General features: G+C 44.4%; 15 protein-coding genes. 13 read left to right on the top strand and 2 right to left on the bottom strand.

Going from position 1 to position 16,080, the window contains the following annotated elements:
* Nucleotides 1-178 precede the first annotated feature (178 nt).
* From AYK67_RS02290 to AYK67_RS02230, 13 genes are all read left to right on the top strand, one after another.
* Nucleotides 179-1,906, top strand: coding sequence for an ArnT family glycosyltransferase (locus AYK67_RS02290; RefSeq protein WP_208976195.1), 1,728 nt, complete (start codon nt 179-181; stop codon nt 1,904-1,906).
* On the top strand, nt 1,899-2,861 hold the full coding sequence (locus AYK67_RS02285; protein WP_068081755.1) for a phosphatase PAP2 family protein: 963 nt from the start codon (nt 1,899-1,901) through the stop codon (nt 2,859-2,861). The genes AYK67_RS02290 and AYK67_RS02285 overlap by 8 nt, the downstream gene beginning before the upstream one ends.
* 117 nt (nt 2,862-2,978) lie before the next feature.
* Nucleotides 2,979-3,767, top strand: a complete 789-nt coding sequence (locus tag AYK67_RS02280; RefSeq protein WP_068081751.1) for a glycosyltransferase family 2 protein — start codon at nt 2,979-2,981, stop codon at nt 3,765-3,767.
* Complete coding sequence (locus tag AYK67_RS02275; RefSeq protein WP_068081750.1) at nt 3,767-4,084, top strand: lipid-A-disaccharide synthase N-terminal domain-containing protein; 318 nt, start codon at nt 3,767-3,769, stop codon at nt 4,082-4,084. The genes AYK67_RS02280 and AYK67_RS02275 overlap by 1 nt, the downstream gene beginning before the upstream one ends.
* Before the next feature lie 536 nt (nt 4,085-4,620).
* The gene (locus tag AYK67_RS02270) at nt 4,621-5,643 is read left to right on the top strand and encodes an amino acid ABC transporter substrate-binding protein (protein ID WP_068081747.1); all 1,023 of its coding nucleotides are present in this window, start codon (nt 4,621-4,623) and stop codon (nt 5,641-5,643) included.
* Between the two features lie 69 nt (nt 5,644-5,712).
* Complete coding sequence (locus tag AYK67_RS02265) at nt 5,713-6,909, top strand: amino acid ABC transporter permease (protein WP_068081745.1); 1,197 nt, start codon at nt 5,713-5,715, stop codon at nt 6,907-6,909.
* Nucleotide 6,910: 1 nt separating this feature from the next.
* Entirely contained in the window at nt 6,911-8,038 is a 1,128-nt protein-coding gene (locus tag AYK67_RS02260) for an amino acid ABC transporter permease (RefSeq protein WP_068081742.1), read from the top strand.
* 35 nt (nt 8,039-8,073) lie between these two features.
* On the top strand, nt 8,074-8,871 hold the full coding sequence (locus AYK67_RS02255; RefSeq protein WP_068081738.1) for an amino acid ABC transporter ATP-binding protein: 798 nt from the start codon (nt 8,074-8,076) through the stop codon (nt 8,869-8,871).
* Nucleotides 8,872-9,044: 173 nt separating this feature from the next.
* Nucleotides 9,045-9,479 carry an IS200/IS605 family transposase gene (gene tnpA / locus AYK67_RS02250; protein ID WP_068081736.1) on the top strand — a complete coding sequence of 145 codons (435 nt, stop codon included), beginning with the start codon at nt 9,045-9,047 and terminating at the stop codon, nt 9,477-9,479.
* Nucleotides 9,480-10,368: 889 nt separating this feature from the next.
* Nucleotides 10,369-11,169 (top strand): ferredoxin--NADP reductase, encoded by an 801-nt coding sequence (locus tag AYK67_RS02245; protein ID WP_420800593.1) that lies wholly within the window; start codon nt 10,369-10,371, stop codon nt 11,167-11,169.
* A gap of 45 nt (nt 11,170-11,214) precedes the next feature.
* Nucleotides 11,215-11,781, top strand: coding sequence for a regulatory protein RecX (locus AYK67_RS02240; RefSeq protein ID WP_068081731.1), 567 nt, complete (start codon nt 11,215-11,217; stop codon nt 11,779-11,781).
* A gap of 74 nt (nt 11,782-11,855) precedes the next feature.
* Nucleotides 11,856-12,869 (top strand): heparin lyase I family protein, encoded by a 1,014-nt coding sequence (locus AYK67_RS02235; protein WP_068081728.1) that lies wholly within the window; start codon nt 11,856-11,858, stop codon nt 12,867-12,869.
* Between the two features lie 49 nt (nt 12,870-12,918).
* The gene (locus tag AYK67_RS02230) at nt 12,919-13,887 is read left to right on the top strand and encodes a LysR substrate-binding domain-containing protein (RefSeq protein ID WP_082735592.1); all 969 of its coding nucleotides are present in this window, start codon (nt 12,919-12,921) and stop codon (nt 13,885-13,887) included.
* Between the two features lie 11 nt (nt 13,888-13,898).
* Here AYK67_RS02230 and AYK67_RS02225 read toward each other — a convergent pair whose 3' ends face one another.
* Together AYK67_RS02225 and AYK67_RS02220 are read right to left on the bottom strand one after the other, a co-directional pair.
* Entirely contained in the window at nt 13,899-14,366 is a 468-nt protein-coding gene (locus AYK67_RS02225; protein WP_068081723.1) for a hypothetical protein, read from the bottom strand.
* Between the two features lie 85 nt (nt 14,367-14,451).
* On the bottom strand, nt 14,452-16,080 hold the full coding sequence (locus AYK67_RS02220) for a glutaredoxin family protein (RefSeq protein ID WP_068081721.1): 1,629 nt from the start codon (nt 16,078-16,080) through the stop codon (nt 14,452-14,454).

The following is a 16,080-nucleotide window of genomic DNA, read 5'->3' as shown; positions in this document are numbered from 1 at the left end:
TCAATATCAGATCTAAATGAGGGTAAAATCAGAGAGATTTGTTGAAAAAAAAAACATATCACCTATGAATAGCCGAATGTAAAATATGATTTTGTGGGGCGAAATCAAAACGAGTAATGGCGCATGTCTCAAACGCAATGCACGCCTATAAATTACTTTTAGCGAGAGGTCATAGATTGTGACTGCACAAGTTAATGATGCCGTTTTGCCCGATGACGAACCAGCAAGCGAGAAGGCTCCTTTGCCTAGACTGGTTTCTTTTTTAGGCTATCGATATATCGCAATACTCGTACTGTTGATTTTTAGTGCACTGCTGTTTGCCAGTGGGCAAATGAAGGTGCCGCCGCTAGACAGGGACGAGCCGCGTTTTGCGCAAGCCTCCAAACAAATGCTGGAAACTGGTGACTACGTTAACATTCGCTTTCAAGATGAGGCGCGTAACAAAAAGCCCGTTGGCATTTATTGGCTACAAGTTGCCGCAGCCAAAGCAACGGGCTACGATCAAAATGCTCCCATATGGGTATATCGCTTGCCTTCCTACTTGGCTGCAATCGCATCGGTTTTGTTGGCTTATTGGGTTGCTCGTGGTTTTATGTCAGCCCCTGCCGCATTTGTGTGCGGTTTATTGGTTGCCATGACAATTATTTTAAACGTAGAAGCGCGGCTTGCCAAAACGGATGCGGCGATGCTCGCTTGTATTATGCTCTCGCAAGGTGCTCTTGCCCGTGCTTTTCTAAAAGACAATACTAAACGTTCCTGGTGGTTGGCGTTTTTATTCTGGAGTGGGGTTGGGTTTGCAACCTTGATAAAAGGCCCTGTTGGCCCCATGGTTGTTGGGCTTACGGTGTTAGGACTATTTGCGGTACGTCGCAAAATTGATTTTATGCGTGTTTTAGCGCCTCTTAGTGGTATTATTTATGCTCTATTCATCGTGGTGCCTTGGCTTGTGGCCATTTATATCGCCACCGACGGGGGGTTTTTTCAAGAAGCTTTGGGCAAAGACTTCCTAGCAAAAATAGCATCGGGTCAAGAAAGCCACGGCGCACCGCCACTGACTTATCTACTAATTAGTTTTGGTGTGTTCTGGCCGTTATTTCCTTTTCTGATCATGAGCCTACCGCAAATATGGCGCGAACGTAGGCAAAAGGTTGTTGTTTTTGCTTTGTGCTGGTTACTGCCTTCGTGGCTTGTGTTTGAGTTGGTGCCTACAAAGTTACCGCATTACACCATGCCGCTAATGCCGGCACTTGCAATGCTAAGTGCCTATGTGCTGGTCGAGAAACGATTTGAAATTAGCAACCGAATTGTGCGCTGGGCAAGTGGTGTACTGTTGGCACTACCAGCTTTGCTGGTAGCGAGTGCAACTATTGTTGGCCCAGTGTATCTAGGGGACTGGCCTTCGCCTCCAGGTGTTGTTCTTTGTGTTCTGGCTGCAATCGCAGCCCTATATGCTGCAGGTCATTTAGTGAAAGATCAGGCTTTGAAAGCAGTGGGTGGGACAATGCTTGCCAGCTTGCTGTTGATGGCTGGTTTCTGGGGCTTTAGCGGTCCTGCTCTCGATAAAATCTGGATTTCTTCGCGTCTCGTCAGTGCTATAGAAAAAGGCGCAAACTGTGCGCACCCAAAACTACTGATATCCGGTTTATATGAGCCAAGCTTAGTGTTTTTAAACGGAACAGATACTGTGCTTGCCAATCATGGCGGAGCCGAGTTTTTAAAAGAAGCGCCAAGCTCTTGCCGAATTGCGGTTATTGACCGGCCTTATTGGCAGTCATTTAAGGATGAGGCACAAAAAATTGGCTTGCAATACCATAGTGTTGGGCAGGTAAAGGGGCTCAATATAAATGGCGGCGATGATGTTGATTTGATGCTCTATCAGGAAGGCGCAGCAAAAGTTGATGGCTGAGAAAAACAAAGAATCTGATGATAATCATAAGAATAAGACTGGGCAACCAGATCTGGAGAGCGACGCCGTTTTGAATGAACAAGCTGAGCCTCAAGAACATGTTACGGCCAGCGAATGCGTTGCGCAACAAGAGCAAGGTGAGCAAGATGCAGGCAAAAAGTCATATGTAAAATGGCTTGGGGTGCATTGGGAGCGCTTTACTGCTAATTTTGGACATATGATTAAGTGTATTAACGGACGCGCGCACCATGCCCAAACCACAGTTGTACCAATTGCAAGTTGGCAACGACCTAAAGATTTTTTGGTCTATTTTGTTTGGTTAATACCGTTTGCACTGGTGTTTTTGGACCCGGTCTCAGTTCCCTTTTCCAGACAGTTGCCACCGGTAATTTATCAGCTGTTTGATTTTTTAACGGACTTTGGAACATCTGGTTGGATCTTGGTTCCATCGGGTTTGTTATGCTTGTTTTTACTTGCTTGCTCCTTCAAAGGAGTGGGGTTAAGAAGGCGATATATCGTTGCTCGCAGTTTTATGGTTTCGGCCTATCTGTTCATGAGTGTTGCGCTCAGTGGGCTTACGGTTATTGTTTTGAAGTGGAATTTTGGTCGCGCAAGACCACGCCATTTCGATGAACTGGGTCCTGTTGCTTTCGATAGTTTTGCATGGGTGAGCAGTTATACCAGTTTTCCGAGTGGTCATGCCACAACAACGGGTGCTTTGTTTGTTGCTTTAATGTTGCTTTGGCCGCGGCTGCGTTGGGTGTGGGCTGGATTGGGTTTTTGGATTGGTTTTAGTCGTGTTATCGTTGGTGCCCATTACCCGAGCGATGTTATTGCCGGGCTGATGCTGGGAGCTGCTTTTTCAATTTACCTCGCCAGGTGGATGGGAAAACGGCATTTCCTTTTCCGTTTAACTGGTAAGGGTGTGATACGCAGCACTTTGCAAAATAAATGATGGTTTTAAAGCCTTAGGACGATGTATGGCTATCGACTAAAATAGTAGATAGCCCGTTGAATAAAAGTACTTTTAATGGTTTGCAAGTAGAGTTGCTGACTGGAGAAGGATTTGAAAATGGCAAACACAAGCGTCCAGCAGGCCCTTGCAGTTAGCGTTGTTGTACCGGCAAAAGATGAGCGGGAAAACCTACCGGGTCTGATTGATGAAATTAAAGATGCTTTGGATGGGCGCTCTTTTGAAGTCGTTGTTGTAGACGATGGCTCCAGTGACGGTACCGGTGATGTGTTGCTTGAATACGCAAGTAGCAATCCGTTTTTACGTGTTTATCGACATGGAACATCAAGTGGTCAAAGCTGTGCAGTTCGTACGGGCATGTTAAAGGCACGCGGCGACATCATTGTAACAATTGATGGTGATGGCCAAAATGATCCAGCATATATCCCGAATTTAGTGGATGGTCTTGAGCGGGCCGGGCCCGCTGTTGCGCTGGCTGCCGGGCAAAGACTTGGTCGAAAAGCCAGTTTGTTTAAACGATATGCTTCAAAAGCGGCTAATAAATTACGTGGTTGGCTTTTAAAGGATAACACCCGAGACAGTGGGTGTGGTTTGAAAGCAGTTCGGCGAGATGTTTTTTTAAGCCTGCCTTACTTTGACAGCTGGCATCGTTTTTTACCAGCATTGGTCATCAGGGAGGGGTTTGGCGTTATATTTGTTGATGTTATTGATAGAGAACGAATGCATGGTTCTTCCAAGTACGGGGTTTTTGACCGGGCTCTCATTGGCATTCTCGATCTCTACGGCGTTTGGTGGTTGCGCCGACGTCGAAATAAAATACCCGAGGTCAGCGTTGTTGTAAGTGGTGGGCAAAGTCCGACTGCCGGTAAAGGTGAGGGTGCCGATTAATGCTAAACGGTCTGCTTGAGTGGTTGCATACAGTTTTTGTTGTTCGGCTCGACTACTGGGTTATTCTTGGCTTTATTGCTCAGGCTTTGTTTATGATGCGCTTTGTTGTGCAGTGGATTGCATCCGAGCGGGTTGGCAAGTCCATAGTGCCTGTTGCTTTCTGGTTCTTTTCTATTGGTGGAAGCTTGTTACTTCTTATCTATTCGATTAAGCGACAAGATCCGGTATTTATTGCAGGTCAGGGCCTGGGCATGGTGATTTATTTTCGCAACCTCTGGCTCATCTATCGTGAAAAACGTCGAAATGAAGACTATTAGACGATAATTGACATAATTCTCCACAACTAGGAATAATTTCACCGATTAGGGGCAATTCATTGCCCCTTTTTTGTATTTATGCTGTGCAATCAGAAGAAAAACCTATCAGTAAAGTAAATTACTTACACACACGATTACTCATCAATATCTTTGAAGTTATTATATCTATTTCTCTTATGAAAGTGGGCGGTACATATTTATCCTTACTTAATGAACGTAAATTACTTTTTTATATATCATGATGTATATTTATGTAGAAGGAATTTTATTTCCAAATGGTCTAGGTGGTGTCTGGTTAATATATAATCTTTCTATGTTTAGAAATGTAACATATGCTAAAAAACTACGCATTTTTATAGTTTTTATCATATGAAAACTATTTAATTACTAGTTTGCTGTTGACCTTTTTCGAATTATATTATGCAATAACTGTACTGATAAGAACCATCGGGGGGTTCTAACCTAGGGCAGATAAAGGAGATATTTGTTTTAGGTAATTATGTCAGGACTGATATTTAGTAGAAAAGGCTAATATAATGGCTCAAAAGATACTTCCAGCGGCATTAGTCGGCATTTTGGGGATGGTCGCAGCAACAACGACACAAGCTTCGACACTCGAAGATGTGAAGGCAAGAGGTATGTTACACTGTGCAGTCTCGACGGGACTTGCCGGTTTCTCATTTATCGATGACAAGGGCGAATATCGCGGTTTTGACGTTGATTATTGCCGTGCAGTTGCCGCCGCTGTTTTGGGCGATCCTACGAAGGTAAAGTTCACGCCAACAACGGGTAAAACACGATTTACAGCATTATCCTCTGGTGAAGTGGATTTACTTTCACGTAACACCACATGGACATTCAGCCGTGATGTTGATTTGAAGTTTTCGTTTGCCGGTGTTTCCTATTATGATGGGCAAGGTTTTATGGTGCCCAAGTCACTTGGTGTTGAATCTGCCCTTGAGCTTGATGGAGCAACGGTTTGTATTCAAACAGGAACTACTACCGAAGCTAACCTTGCAGATTATTTTCGCGCCAATAACATGAGCTACGAGCCGGTACCGGTTGAGAAGAATAGTGAAGCACGTCAAAATTACTTGGCTGAAGCTTGTGATGTTTACACGACAGATGCTTCCGGCCTAGCTGCGAGCCGTGCCACGTTTGATAAGCCAGATGAGCACATCATTCTGCCTGAAATAATTTCAAAAGAGCCTTTGGGACCACTCGTCAACCAAGGTGATGAGCAGTGGGCCGATATTGCCCGTTGGACTTTGAATGTACTGGTTGAGGCTGAAGAAAAAGGCATTACACAAGCCAATGTGGAAGAAATGGCTAAGACTGCAACAAGTCCGGAAATACGCCGTTTGCTAGGCGCTGAGGGCGAACTTGGCAGTAAAATCGGCCTGCCGAATGACTACGTTGTTCAAGTGATTAAAGCCACAGGTAACTATGGTGAAATTTTTGCCCGTAACTTGGGTGAGGATACAAAAATCGGTCTGGCACGTGGTCTGAACGCGCAGTGGACTGATGGCGGTCTTCTCTACGCACAACCATATCGCTAATTTTAACTAGGGCGCGGTACTGGGATGACCGCGCCCTAATTGTATAATAAGTAAGAATTGGGCAATGAAATGAGCGTAGTTACATCCGAGGGGCCAGAAGAGTTCCGAGTTGGTATGCTTTGGCGCGATACCCGTTATCGCTCCTATACATTCCAAATAATAGCCTTAATTGCTGTAATGCTGATTGGTAGCTTTCTGGTTACAAACATTGTCAGTAATCTTAGGGATGCGGGCAAAGACTTTAATTTTTCATTTTTATGGGAACCGGCTTCCTATGATATCAATCAAAAGCTGATTGAATACACTTCGCGCGCTCCACATTGGAAAGCAGCTTTAGTTGGTATTTTAAATACTTTACTCGTTGCGGTTCTAGGCTGTGTTACTGCTACGGTCATTGGCGTTTTTGCGGGCGTTCTGCGCCTTTCAAAAAACTGGCTTATTAGCAAAATAATGAGTGCTTATGTGGAGGTTGCCCGCAATGTCCCAGTACTATTACAAATTCTTCTCGTAAATAGCGTATTTATTGGTTTATTGCCAAAACCGAAATTGAGCGATCCCATGCTTGGCGGCGCTCTGGTTGCCACCAACCGTGGCTTTTATATTCCAAGTGTGACAACAGAAGCTGGAAGCTGGTTGGTTTTTCTTGTGTTTTGTATTTCGGTTGTTGGTGTTTTTGTGTTGCGCCGCTATGCCAAACGACAGCAGGAGCAAACAGGAAAAAGGCTACCCGTAGGAATGCTTTCCCTTGGTATTCTGATTGTTCCTGCTCTGCTTGCTTTTTTTGCAGCAGGCATGCCATTGGGGCTTGAATATCCTGAATTGAAGGGGTTCAACTACAAGGGTGGCATACATATGCGCATTTCCTTGGTCGCACTATGGCTCGCCCTTTCTATTTACACGGGTGCCTTTATAGCTGAAAACGTGCGCGCTGGTATCCAGGCGATTAGTAAAGGACAAAGCGAAGCAGCGCATGCATTGGGGCTGCGCTCTGCGCGCACAATGCGATTGATTGTTTTACCGCAAGCGCTACGCATCATTATTCCACCTATGATTTCCAACTTCCTGAATTTGACGAAAAACTCATCGCTGGCCATTGCTGTTGGTTATATGGACGTCACGGGCACCTTAGGTGGCATTACGCTTAATCAAACAGGGCGCGCTATGGAATGTGTCTTATTGCTGATGGCGTTTTACCTCGTCACCTCACTGAGTATTTCAGCTGCCATGAATAAATATAATCATATGGTTCGGATCAGGGGGCGTTAGCATGCAGGGAGATAAAACAAACGTTGCTTTTGTGGCACAAAATGAAAAGCCGGCGCTACCTGCACCGGTAACAACAACAGGGCCGATGGGATGGGTGATGGCCAATCTGTTTTCATCGCCTTTGAATGTGCTGCTGACACTAATTGCCGGTTTTATGCTGGTTTACAGCCTGCCAGATCTTTATCAATGGGCAATAGCCAAAGCTGTATGGAGCGCAAGTTCATATGATGAGTGCCGCAGCCTTTCGCCTGACGGGGCTTGTTGGGCTGTGGTAAGTGAACGCGCGGGGCAGTTTACCTATGGCTTTTACCCTGAGCACTTACGCTGGCGCCCTAATCTGGCTTTTCTGCTGCTGCTGGTGGCTATCGCTCCTGTGCTATATAAACTACCATATCGCAGTGCATTACTGGCGTTCACGGCAATATATCCTCTCATTGCCTATCTCCTCATTTGGGGTGGTTTATTTGGCTTTGAATTCGTACCCTCGGATAAAATGGGTGGGTTTCTTCTCACCATGATTATTGGTTGTACGGGAATATCTTTCTCTCTGCCGATTGGTGTGATGTTGGCCTTAGGGCGTAACTCGAATATGATTTTTATTAAGACCATATGCGTTGGGTTTATCGAGTTTATTCGTGGCGTGCCGTTGATAACATTGCTGTTTGTGGCCTCAACCTTGTTGAATTACTTCCTTCCGAAGGGCTGGGACTTTGATTTGATCCTACGGGTTCTTATTATGGTAACGCTTTTTGCCAGTGCTTATATGGCAGAGGTTATTCGTGGCGGATTGGCCGCCTTGCCAAGGGGACAATACGAGGCGGCAGATGCACTTGGGCTGAATTACTTTCAGAGCATGCGCTTGATCATATTGCCGCAGGCCTTGAAAATATCCATTCCCGGTATTGTGAATACTTTCATAGGACTGTTTAAAGATACCACCCTGGTGTCCATCATTGGTCTTTTTGATCCATTGGGGATTATCCAACCCATACTGGCGGATCCAAACTGGAATGGACTAGTTGTGGAGCTTTATGTATTTGTTGCAGCATTTTTCTTCATATTCTGCTTTGCAATGTCTCGCTACTCCATGTATCTGGAAGGCAAACTAAGTACCGGTGATCATCGCTAAGAGCGCTGTCCCTCACGAAATTCGGAGTAAAAAAAATGAGTGAAATGAACATGGCCGAAGTTCAGGCAGATCGTTCTAAAATGCATGTCTCTGATACCGATGTTGCTATCGAGATTAAGGGGATGAATAAGTGGTATGGTGACTTCCACGTGCTGCGCGATATCAACCTTAAGGTTATGACCGGTGAGCGGATTGTTATATGCGGGCCATCCGGCTCAGGTAAGTCAACTATGATCCGCTGTATCAACCGCTTGGAAGAACATCAGAAGGGGCAGATTATCGTTGATGGTATTGAGCTGACTTCTGATTTGAAAAAGATTGACGAAATCCGCCGGGAAGTGGGCATGTGCTTCCAGCATTTCAACCTGTTTCCGCACTTGACCATTTTAGAGAACTGTACACTGGCCCCGATTTGGGTGCGGAAAATGCCAAAGAAGCAGGCAGAGGAAATCGCCATGCACTATTTGGAGCGGGTGAAAATACCTGAGCAGGCCAATAAGTATCCCGGGCAACTTTCTGGTGGTCAGCAGCAGCGTGTGGCTATTGCCCGCTCGCTTTGTATGAATCCGAAAATTATGCTGTTTGATGAGCCGACATCTGCGCTTGATCCTGAAATGATCAAGGAAGTACTTGATGTGATGGTGGGATTGGCTGAAGAGGGGATGACCATGCTTTGTGTGACCCACGAAATGGGTTTTGCACGTAAGGTCGCCAACCGGGTGATCTTTATGGACCAAGGGCAAATTGTTGAGCAGAACGAGCCAGAGCCTTTCTTTACCAACCCGCAGCATGAGCGGACCCAGTTGTTCTTGAGCCAGATTTTGCAGCATTAATTCTACAAAATACTTGCTTGTAAAAACCCCGTGCATTGCGCGGGGTTTTTATTGTAGGCAAAATAAACCTCCACCTCCGGTGGAGGACAGGAAGAGTTCTACAATTTAGTTAAGAGACCTCCCTGCTTGGGCCGCTGTATTTTGAGGCCCGATAATCAAGCAGGGAGGTTTTTATGGATGTAGACCACCTTAAACACAGTACTTATGACTGTAAATATCATGTTGTTTTTAGCAGTAAATACCGCACAAAACGGCTTTATGGTGAGTTGCGAAGGGAGCTGAAAGACCAGTTTGTCAGATTAGCGTTAGAAAAAGGGTGTCGTATTGAAGAAGGAGAGCTTATGCCTGACCACGTGCATATGCTTATCTCAATCCCACCGAAATACTCTGTGGCACATATAATAGGTTTTTTGAAAGGCAAAACGTCTCTTTATGTTGCCAATAAGTATGCGAGGAAACGGCGCTACAAGGGATATCATTTTTGGGCGCGGGGATACTTCGTTTCAACGACGGGCTATCAAGAACAGGTCGTTAGACGCTATATCCAAAATCAGGAGAAGAAGGATAAGGCGAGTGACTACAACGACTTGTTCAAGGTTAGTTATTGACGACTAACAAAACCACTTCTAGTGGTCCAAGCGAAGCGTTTCAAACCTCCACCTCTGGTGGAGGTCATGACTTTGCAATGATTGTCAAATAAAGATGCTTTAAACTTCCCCGGCCACCACTCCCTGTTCATGATTTGCTTATTCGATAATGCTTTTTGCCAGCTGATCTAAGAGCTTGGACTATGGAGAAAACGCGGTTCCGAGGTCGTAGGTTACACTTTTGCGTGCCTGCGTAGGGTGGGGCAGCGTATAATTAATATTGATTTGGTTATAACTGTCGAAAAGGGTGCACAAAAATAACGATAACTTCTTCCCTGTGACCAAATCCCTCTATTTTCGAACCTTCATAGGGTCACTGCTGGATGCTATTTCCTTCAGGGATTTTCTATTGATAAATAGGCTTGCCAAAGCGAGGAGGCGGCGTTTTCGTTTCTCGAAGGCCCTGCATAAAATCGTTGACCGGCATCTTTAAACTATCAAATTTCTTAACCAGCGGACGGACATTTGGTGTGAAATCACTATCGCATGTTAGTTAGTGAAATAATATGTATATATTCCATAACTATAAATGAGCATAAGTTTCATCATATATGGTGTGCTATCAAGCTCCGTATTGTTGTATCTCCAACGTCTGCTATGCTTTTTTTGCTTTGTGAAACATGGCTGCGACATTTTGGCATCTGCTCTGATATGAAAGCACAAGCTAATAAGTCTACACTTGTTCTAAAAACCTGTATCGTTCTAGTAGTAGCCGAGTTGCTGACAAGATATTCTATCTCGTCTTGCTTTTATGAATTAAGAAAGCTTAGCTTTTGGAGTTACCTACTGTAGAAGGGGTTACAGCAAACAACACAAGCGGCTTTGGAGTTGCAAATCAATGAATGTCGTAATGAAGGGTGAAGAATTGGCAGCTGCCATTCCAGCCAATGTATATGCAGAAAAAGTAACTGAAGTAACCCACTACACGGACAGGCTTTTTAAGTTCCGTATCACGCGTCCTGCGAGCTTTCGCTTCCGCTCTGGCGAATTTGTTATGATCGGGTTGATGATAGATGGCAAGCCGCTTTATCGCGCCTACTCAATTGCCAGCCCGTCATGGGATGAAGAAATTGAATTCTTTTCGATTAAAGTGCCAGATGGGCCGTTAACCCAACACCTGCAAAAAATTGAAGTTGGCGATTACATTCTTATGAAAAAGAAGCCAACAGGAACGCTCGTTAACGATGCATTGTTGCCGGGAAAACGCTTATATATGTTTTCAACAGGTACGGGTATTGCACCGTTTGCCTCAATCATTCGCGACCCAGAAACCTATGAGAAATTTGAGGATGTCATCCTCACCCATACGTGCCGTGAAGTTGCTGAGTTGAAATATGGTGAAGAGCTTGTCAACGGTATCATTAATGATCCACTCATCGGGGAAGTCGCTGCAGGAAAACTGCGCTTGTTCAACTCTGTAACAAGAGAAGACTACCCGCGCAAAGGACGGATCACAGACCTTATAAAGTCCGGTGAACTCTTTAAGCAATTAGGGGTAGAGCCTTTAAACCCGGAAGTTGATCGCGGAATGATTTGCGGATCAATGCAAATGATTAATGACACAAAAGACCTGTTGGAAGCAGCCGGCTTGAGGGAAGGGGCTAACAACAATCCGAGTGAGTTTGTTGTTGAACGTGCTTTTGTTGGTTAACTATTATATACCAAGGGAAGATCTCTTCCCTTGGTAAACTGTGAAATGAATTCTACATTTGCGAACGACTACCTCATCAAAGCAGCCTATGCATATCTGGGGCGATACGCGAGCTCAAAAAACAATTTAAAGCGTGTGCTTGAGCGAAAATTAAAGCGAATCTGTCAAAAAAAAGAAATTGACCCTCAAGACTATCTGCACTTGGTCGATCAGGTTGCAATACAGTGCGAGCAACACGGTCTACTAGATGATCTTGTTTATACGCAATCCAAAATACGCGTGGGGCTGGCACGCGGGAAATCCCAAAGAGCCATTAAAAGCAGTCTTTTGCAAAAAGGTGTAGAGCCAACAATTTTGCAAAAGGGCTTTGATACGAGCCAATATGACGAACTAAAAGCCGCAAATTATTATGCAAAACGAAGGGGTTTTGGCAATTGGCGTGAAGGGGGGGATTCAAACAAAGTGGAGAAGCAATTACAGGCAATGGTACGGGCCGGTTTTCCCTATAAAATTAGTCAACTTATATTAAAAGCGCCCAAAGCAGTTTTGGAGCAATTGTATCATAATGAAATAGATCCAGAGAGTTTTATTCACGAGGCCGGCTACAGCTGATCATATAAGAACTATTTACATATCTTAGTATACTATGAAAGTCAGTGTCCTGATAACTTCTAGAGATCTGTAAATTGACTGGTAACTTTTCTGCAACTTACGCAATACTAGCTGTTTTTATATCAACCTATTTACTGGGTTCTGCTGTTGTGCAAGCCCATAATAGTTGTCCGCAATTGCAAGACGATTTCAACACTTTCCCAAACGCAAGAAATTGGGATGTGAAAAGACTAGGAAGTTCAGTTAATTATCAACTAGAACAAACAATCGTTCGCGAAGGAGCGAAAGCTCTGGCAATACAAGTATCCGGTCATGACGAGCTGGACAAAGAGGGTAATTTAAAGCACGAGCTATGGGAAGCCCCAAGTAACTGGTGTGAATTCGGCCATGAAGTTTGGTATTCATTCAGCTTTACAATTAAAGGTAAAGGCAAACCCGCCGGAAGTACACGCTGGGTCATCGGACAATGGAAAGAGCAGTCAGGTGGAAGCCCTTTTTTGGCACAACGATTTGACAATGGTGTTTTTCATATAACGGTTCAACACAATGATACACGACAATTAGTTGCAAAAGCCTCAGGTAGCTTTGAGCGTGATTTTTCTCTATTTGTCAATGAATTGAAGCAATTAATGCTTTTGGAGCGGCAAGGATTGCGCCAACAGCACGATGCAATAACCGAAGCGGACGATGCGGTTTCGGCAAAACTATCTCTAACGCAATTGAAACAGGCAATCGAGAAACAAGATATCAGCAAGTTTCCCTTTCTCGCAGACCCGCAAGAATACAAGCAAGATGCTGAGATCAAAATCCACCTTTCAGCAGACCCTGACCTACCAGACCCGACAAAAGGGTGGGTAGATATGCGTTATCGCATTAAAGGGGGCTTGAACAACACAGGTCTTATTGAAATTTGGGCAAATGATAAGTTTATTGCCAGAATAACCGGTTCAATAGGCAACAAGATTAAGTCAGGAAACCTACAGTACTTCAAAATGGGTCATTATCGAGACTATGATTACGATAGTTTTCAATCGACATTATTCTTTGATAGATTTCGGCGCGGGTTATCAAAAGAAGATGTAAATTGATATAATATTTTAAAAGTACTAAAATGATCTTTGTCTTGTTTGATTTTTAATGTTTCTTCGCACATTGTCATCTGGAGTTTACATTATGCATATTTCATCTTACTTAAGTCTTGATGATTTACGGTTGTTTTATATGGTCAGTACATCTGGCGGTATTAGCGCAGCCTGTAAAAACTACGGTTATTCAAAAGCGCGGTTTTCTCGGGCAATTGTCAGGCTAGAAGATCAATGCGGAACTGTCTTGTTTAATCGTACCCATTCAGGCCTTGAGTTAACACCCACAGGAAAAACACTTTTAGATAACGCGCGCCTAATTAGTGAGCTCGGCAGTGAAATTGAACAAGATTTACGAGCCGCAAAAAAGGAGCCCGCAGGCCCCATTCGCATTGCTGCCAGCGCCACTAGTGCCCGTTTTTTTGTGGGGCCCGTCATTGCAAGGCTGCGAGATTTATACCCAAAAATCCAGCCTCATATTTCGGTGACCTCTTTAGGTCCAAATCCTCAAAGCGAAAACTTGGATGTTGTTTTGCGCCTGGGCATGCCAAATGATCCTAATTTAGTCGCCAAAAAAATCACAACAACGCGCTTTAAACTATTTACGTCTCCGGTTAATAAACATTTTCAAGCCCCCATGAATGGTGAACAGGTTGATGCATTGGGAAGAATTGTCATAAATGTACAAAGCTCACCACAAATTTGGCATTTAACTAACGCTGAGGGAAAATCAATCACTTTAGACTCAAAGCCAATTGCGTTGGTTGAAGACCCAGTTGTGGCCACCAGCATCGTCCAAGCGGGCAATGGGGTCGTGTTCTTACCCGATTTCTTTACGGCTCCGCAAATTTCGCATGGAATGCTACAACCAATACTAGAGGATTACTCTGGCGAAGAAATCTCATTTTATGCATGTTATCCGCCGCAACGCTCAACGGTTCCGGCGGTACGCGCATTCCTCGACATCCTAAAAGAATATACTGAGTCAATTGTTGTCAAATCGAAGCGTGAGGTATCGAGTTAAAATGAAAATACCTATGAAAGATAATAGAGTTGCAGACATAGGGTACTAATTGCAGCCGCTAATCCCATGTGATGTAGCTGTGTTAACGCGCCCAGTCCTTTCCGCAGTTTTATGATATCCTCATCTGCAGCCACGTTTTTAACACCATCTATGCGGCTTTTTAACAGAGCAACCACAATTATCATTTGTCCAAAGAACAGCGTTGCCATGCTAATCTCAGGTTTGGCGAAATCTGAGCTTATTAAGCGTTCAATGAGCAGACAACTAACAACAAGCATGGTAAGCATCATCGTTGGTGGCAGCATTCGAATGAGACGGTTTAAAATTCCATGCACCGCCTTTACTTCTGTATTTACAACAGCATGACTGTTTGCGTTTAGCATCATTGGCCAAACAGGCTTTTCTAAAAAAGAAAGGACCGTAAAGATACCAGCGGCAAAGCCTAGACAAGCGGTTAAAAGAGGGATGTTCAAGGTCATCACGATCACCTATTATTTTAATTTACTAAAACTTAGACATGAATTAAATGGCACAGCTTATCCGCAAAGCTGTGCCAATATGTTCTCAGGCAAGGCCAACGCGAATAAGAAGACTATCGCAACTAATCTCATGGGAGCGGCAGAATTCTTCACTTTCAGGGTTCATTCGTGGTTTCATGATCGCACTAAAACGCTGTACCAGACTACCCATTGCGCACACCGTGATAAGGTGAATAAGCTCGGTACTATCAAATGCCTTCGTTGCCGGTTCCACGAAACGACGTACTGTTACTAACGGTATCATAGCAGACTGACGCGCCAACATAAGCGCCGCAACTTCCTCATCAGAAAATAAAGTACCGCTGTCATATTCACCAGATGCCACACCATAACATCTTTTTAATCGCTCAACTGATGTCTCGGTTTTGTCAGACTGGCACCAGGCCATATAAGCTTCATCGGCGGCGATTTCATCATGTCCTTTTGCAATAGCACTTACACGCAGCATTAAGTGTTTCAACTCGCTGGAAATTGCGGAGTGAACACGTGGCTGCATAATTTCGCTATAAAAATAAATGTGCGTTGCTTTGTATTGCTCAGGCCAGCGCTTTAACCAGCAAGGAACAATTGCAAGCTCTTCTTGCGCATAAGCTTCACTACTGCCTTTATCGGCAACGATACCTTCGTATTTCGCCATCATTTCAGGCATAGTTACAGTGAGTTGGGGTAAGTCGTAATTCAAGTTATCAGAGGCCCGCTCATAGCTTGCCCCATGCCGCCCTGGGTTAATACCATGCTTTTCTGCGCTATTTGCCCACTCGGCCTCAACTTTAACTCCAGTCAAGTCGTTAAAAACATTCAAAAATCCAAGTGCAGAGCAGGCGAGGGCCGCAGCAGTGATATTAGCTTCCGGGCTTTCTTTGGAAACACGCGCTTCAAAGGCCGTAGCATAAATACGTTCAATATCTTCTTGGTTGACCTTGTTAAGGGTGGCATTTGCAGCCAAATTAGCTAAGGACGCTTCAAAAGGACCAATTGGTGAATTGGGTAAAAATATTGAGTTCTTGGATTTTTCCACCAAGTCGGGAATAAGCGCACTTTTTTCCCCGCCCACTGATGCGCTGTGTACTGTGCAATACGCGCAGCCATGGGCTTTGGATGTGGAGTAAATCACTGCCATCATAACAGGTGAGCCAAGAATGTTTTTTCCACCCATTATTGCCGCGGTATTGTGACAATAAACAAACAGTTTGTAGGCCTCGTGCCAATGATGTTGGTAATAAAAACAGTTTGGCCAAAATCCAAAAAAGTCTTTATAGAAGTGTAAAATTGGCCAGGTTTCTGGGTCTTCGTCATGTGTGCCATCACTTTCTGGAATAACATCGCGTAGCAGATAGTCTTCCGCGCCTTGATGAATAAGGCTCTTGGGAAATTGTGCCAAACCATCGGTAACTTCTGCATCATTTAATAGTGGTGAGAGTAAATGGTTTTCCGCTACTTTCCGCAGTTCATCCGCGCCGTTTATATGGTGCTGGTCCACAAAAATTTGTGGAACTGTTACCGCACCACTGCGATAAACACTGGTGTCCCGATCATGTAAATTATCTGCAATATTATGCGTTTCATAGGGAAGGCCGGCACGATCAAGTTGCTCTTTGGCTTCCTCGCAATGGGGACATTTGGGTTTACTATACAAAGTTATAGCGGCTAGCAT

This window comes from Polycladidibacter stylochi, from assembly GCF_001562055.1.
GTDB classification, from domain to species: domain Bacteria; phylum Pseudomonadota; class Alphaproteobacteria; order Rhizobiales; family Stappiaceae; genus Pseudovibrio; species Pseudovibrio stylochi.
This window is presented reverse-complemented; position numbering and strand designations above follow the sequence as displayed.

Excerpts from the sequence above, each read along its gene's own strand:
- AYK67_RS02285 (WP_068081755.1), top strand. The coding sequence starts at position 1,899 with ATGGCTGAGAAAAACAAAGAATCTGATGATAATCATAAGAATAAGACT.
- AYK67_RS02280 (WP_068081751.1), top strand. The coding sequence starts at position 2,979 with ATGGCAAACACAAGCGTCCAGCAGGCCCTTGCAGTTAGCGTTGTTGTA.
- AYK67_RS02275 (WP_068081750.1), top strand. The coding sequence starts at position 3,767 with ATGCTAAACGGTCTGCTTGAGTGGTTGCATACAGTTTTTGTTGTTCGG.
- AYK67_RS02270 (WP_068081747.1), top strand. The coding sequence starts at position 4,621 with ATGGCTCAAAAGATACTTCCAGCGGCATTAGTCGGCATTTTGGGGATG.
- AYK67_RS02265 (WP_068081745.1), top strand. The coding sequence starts at position 5,713 with ATGAGCGTAGTTACATCCGAGGGGCCAGAAGAGTTCCGAGTTGGTATG.
- AYK67_RS02260 (WP_068081742.1), top strand. The coding sequence starts at position 6,911 with ATGCAGGGAGATAAAACAAACGTTGCTTTTGTGGCACAAAATGAAAAG.
- AYK67_RS02255 (WP_068081738.1), top strand. The coding sequence starts at position 8,074 with ATGAGTGAAATGAACATGGCCGAAGTTCAGGCAGATCGTTCTAAAATG.
- tnpA (WP_068081736.1), top strand. The coding sequence starts at position 9,045 with ATGGATGTAGACCACCTTAAACACAGTACTTATGACTGTAAATATCAT.
- AYK67_RS02245 (WP_420800593.1), top strand. The coding sequence starts at position 10,369 with ATGAAGGGTGAAGAATTGGCAGCTGCCATTCCAGCCAATGTATATGCA.
- AYK67_RS02240 (WP_068081731.1), top strand. The coding sequence starts at position 11,215 with ATGAATTCTACATTTGCGAACGACTACCTCATCAAAGCAGCCTATGCA.
- AYK67_RS02230 (WP_082735592.1), top strand. The coding sequence starts at position 12,919 with ATGTTTCTTCGCACATTGTCATCTGGAGTTTACATTATGCATATTTCA.
- AYK67_RS02225 (WP_068081723.1), bottom strand. The coding sequence starts at position 14,366 with ATGACCTTGAACATCCCTCTTTTAACCGCTTGTCTAGGCTTTGCCGCT.
- AYK67_RS02220 (WP_068081721.1), bottom strand. The coding sequence starts at position 16,080 with ATGCTAGCCGCTATAACTTTGTATAGTAAACCCAAATGTCCCCATTGC.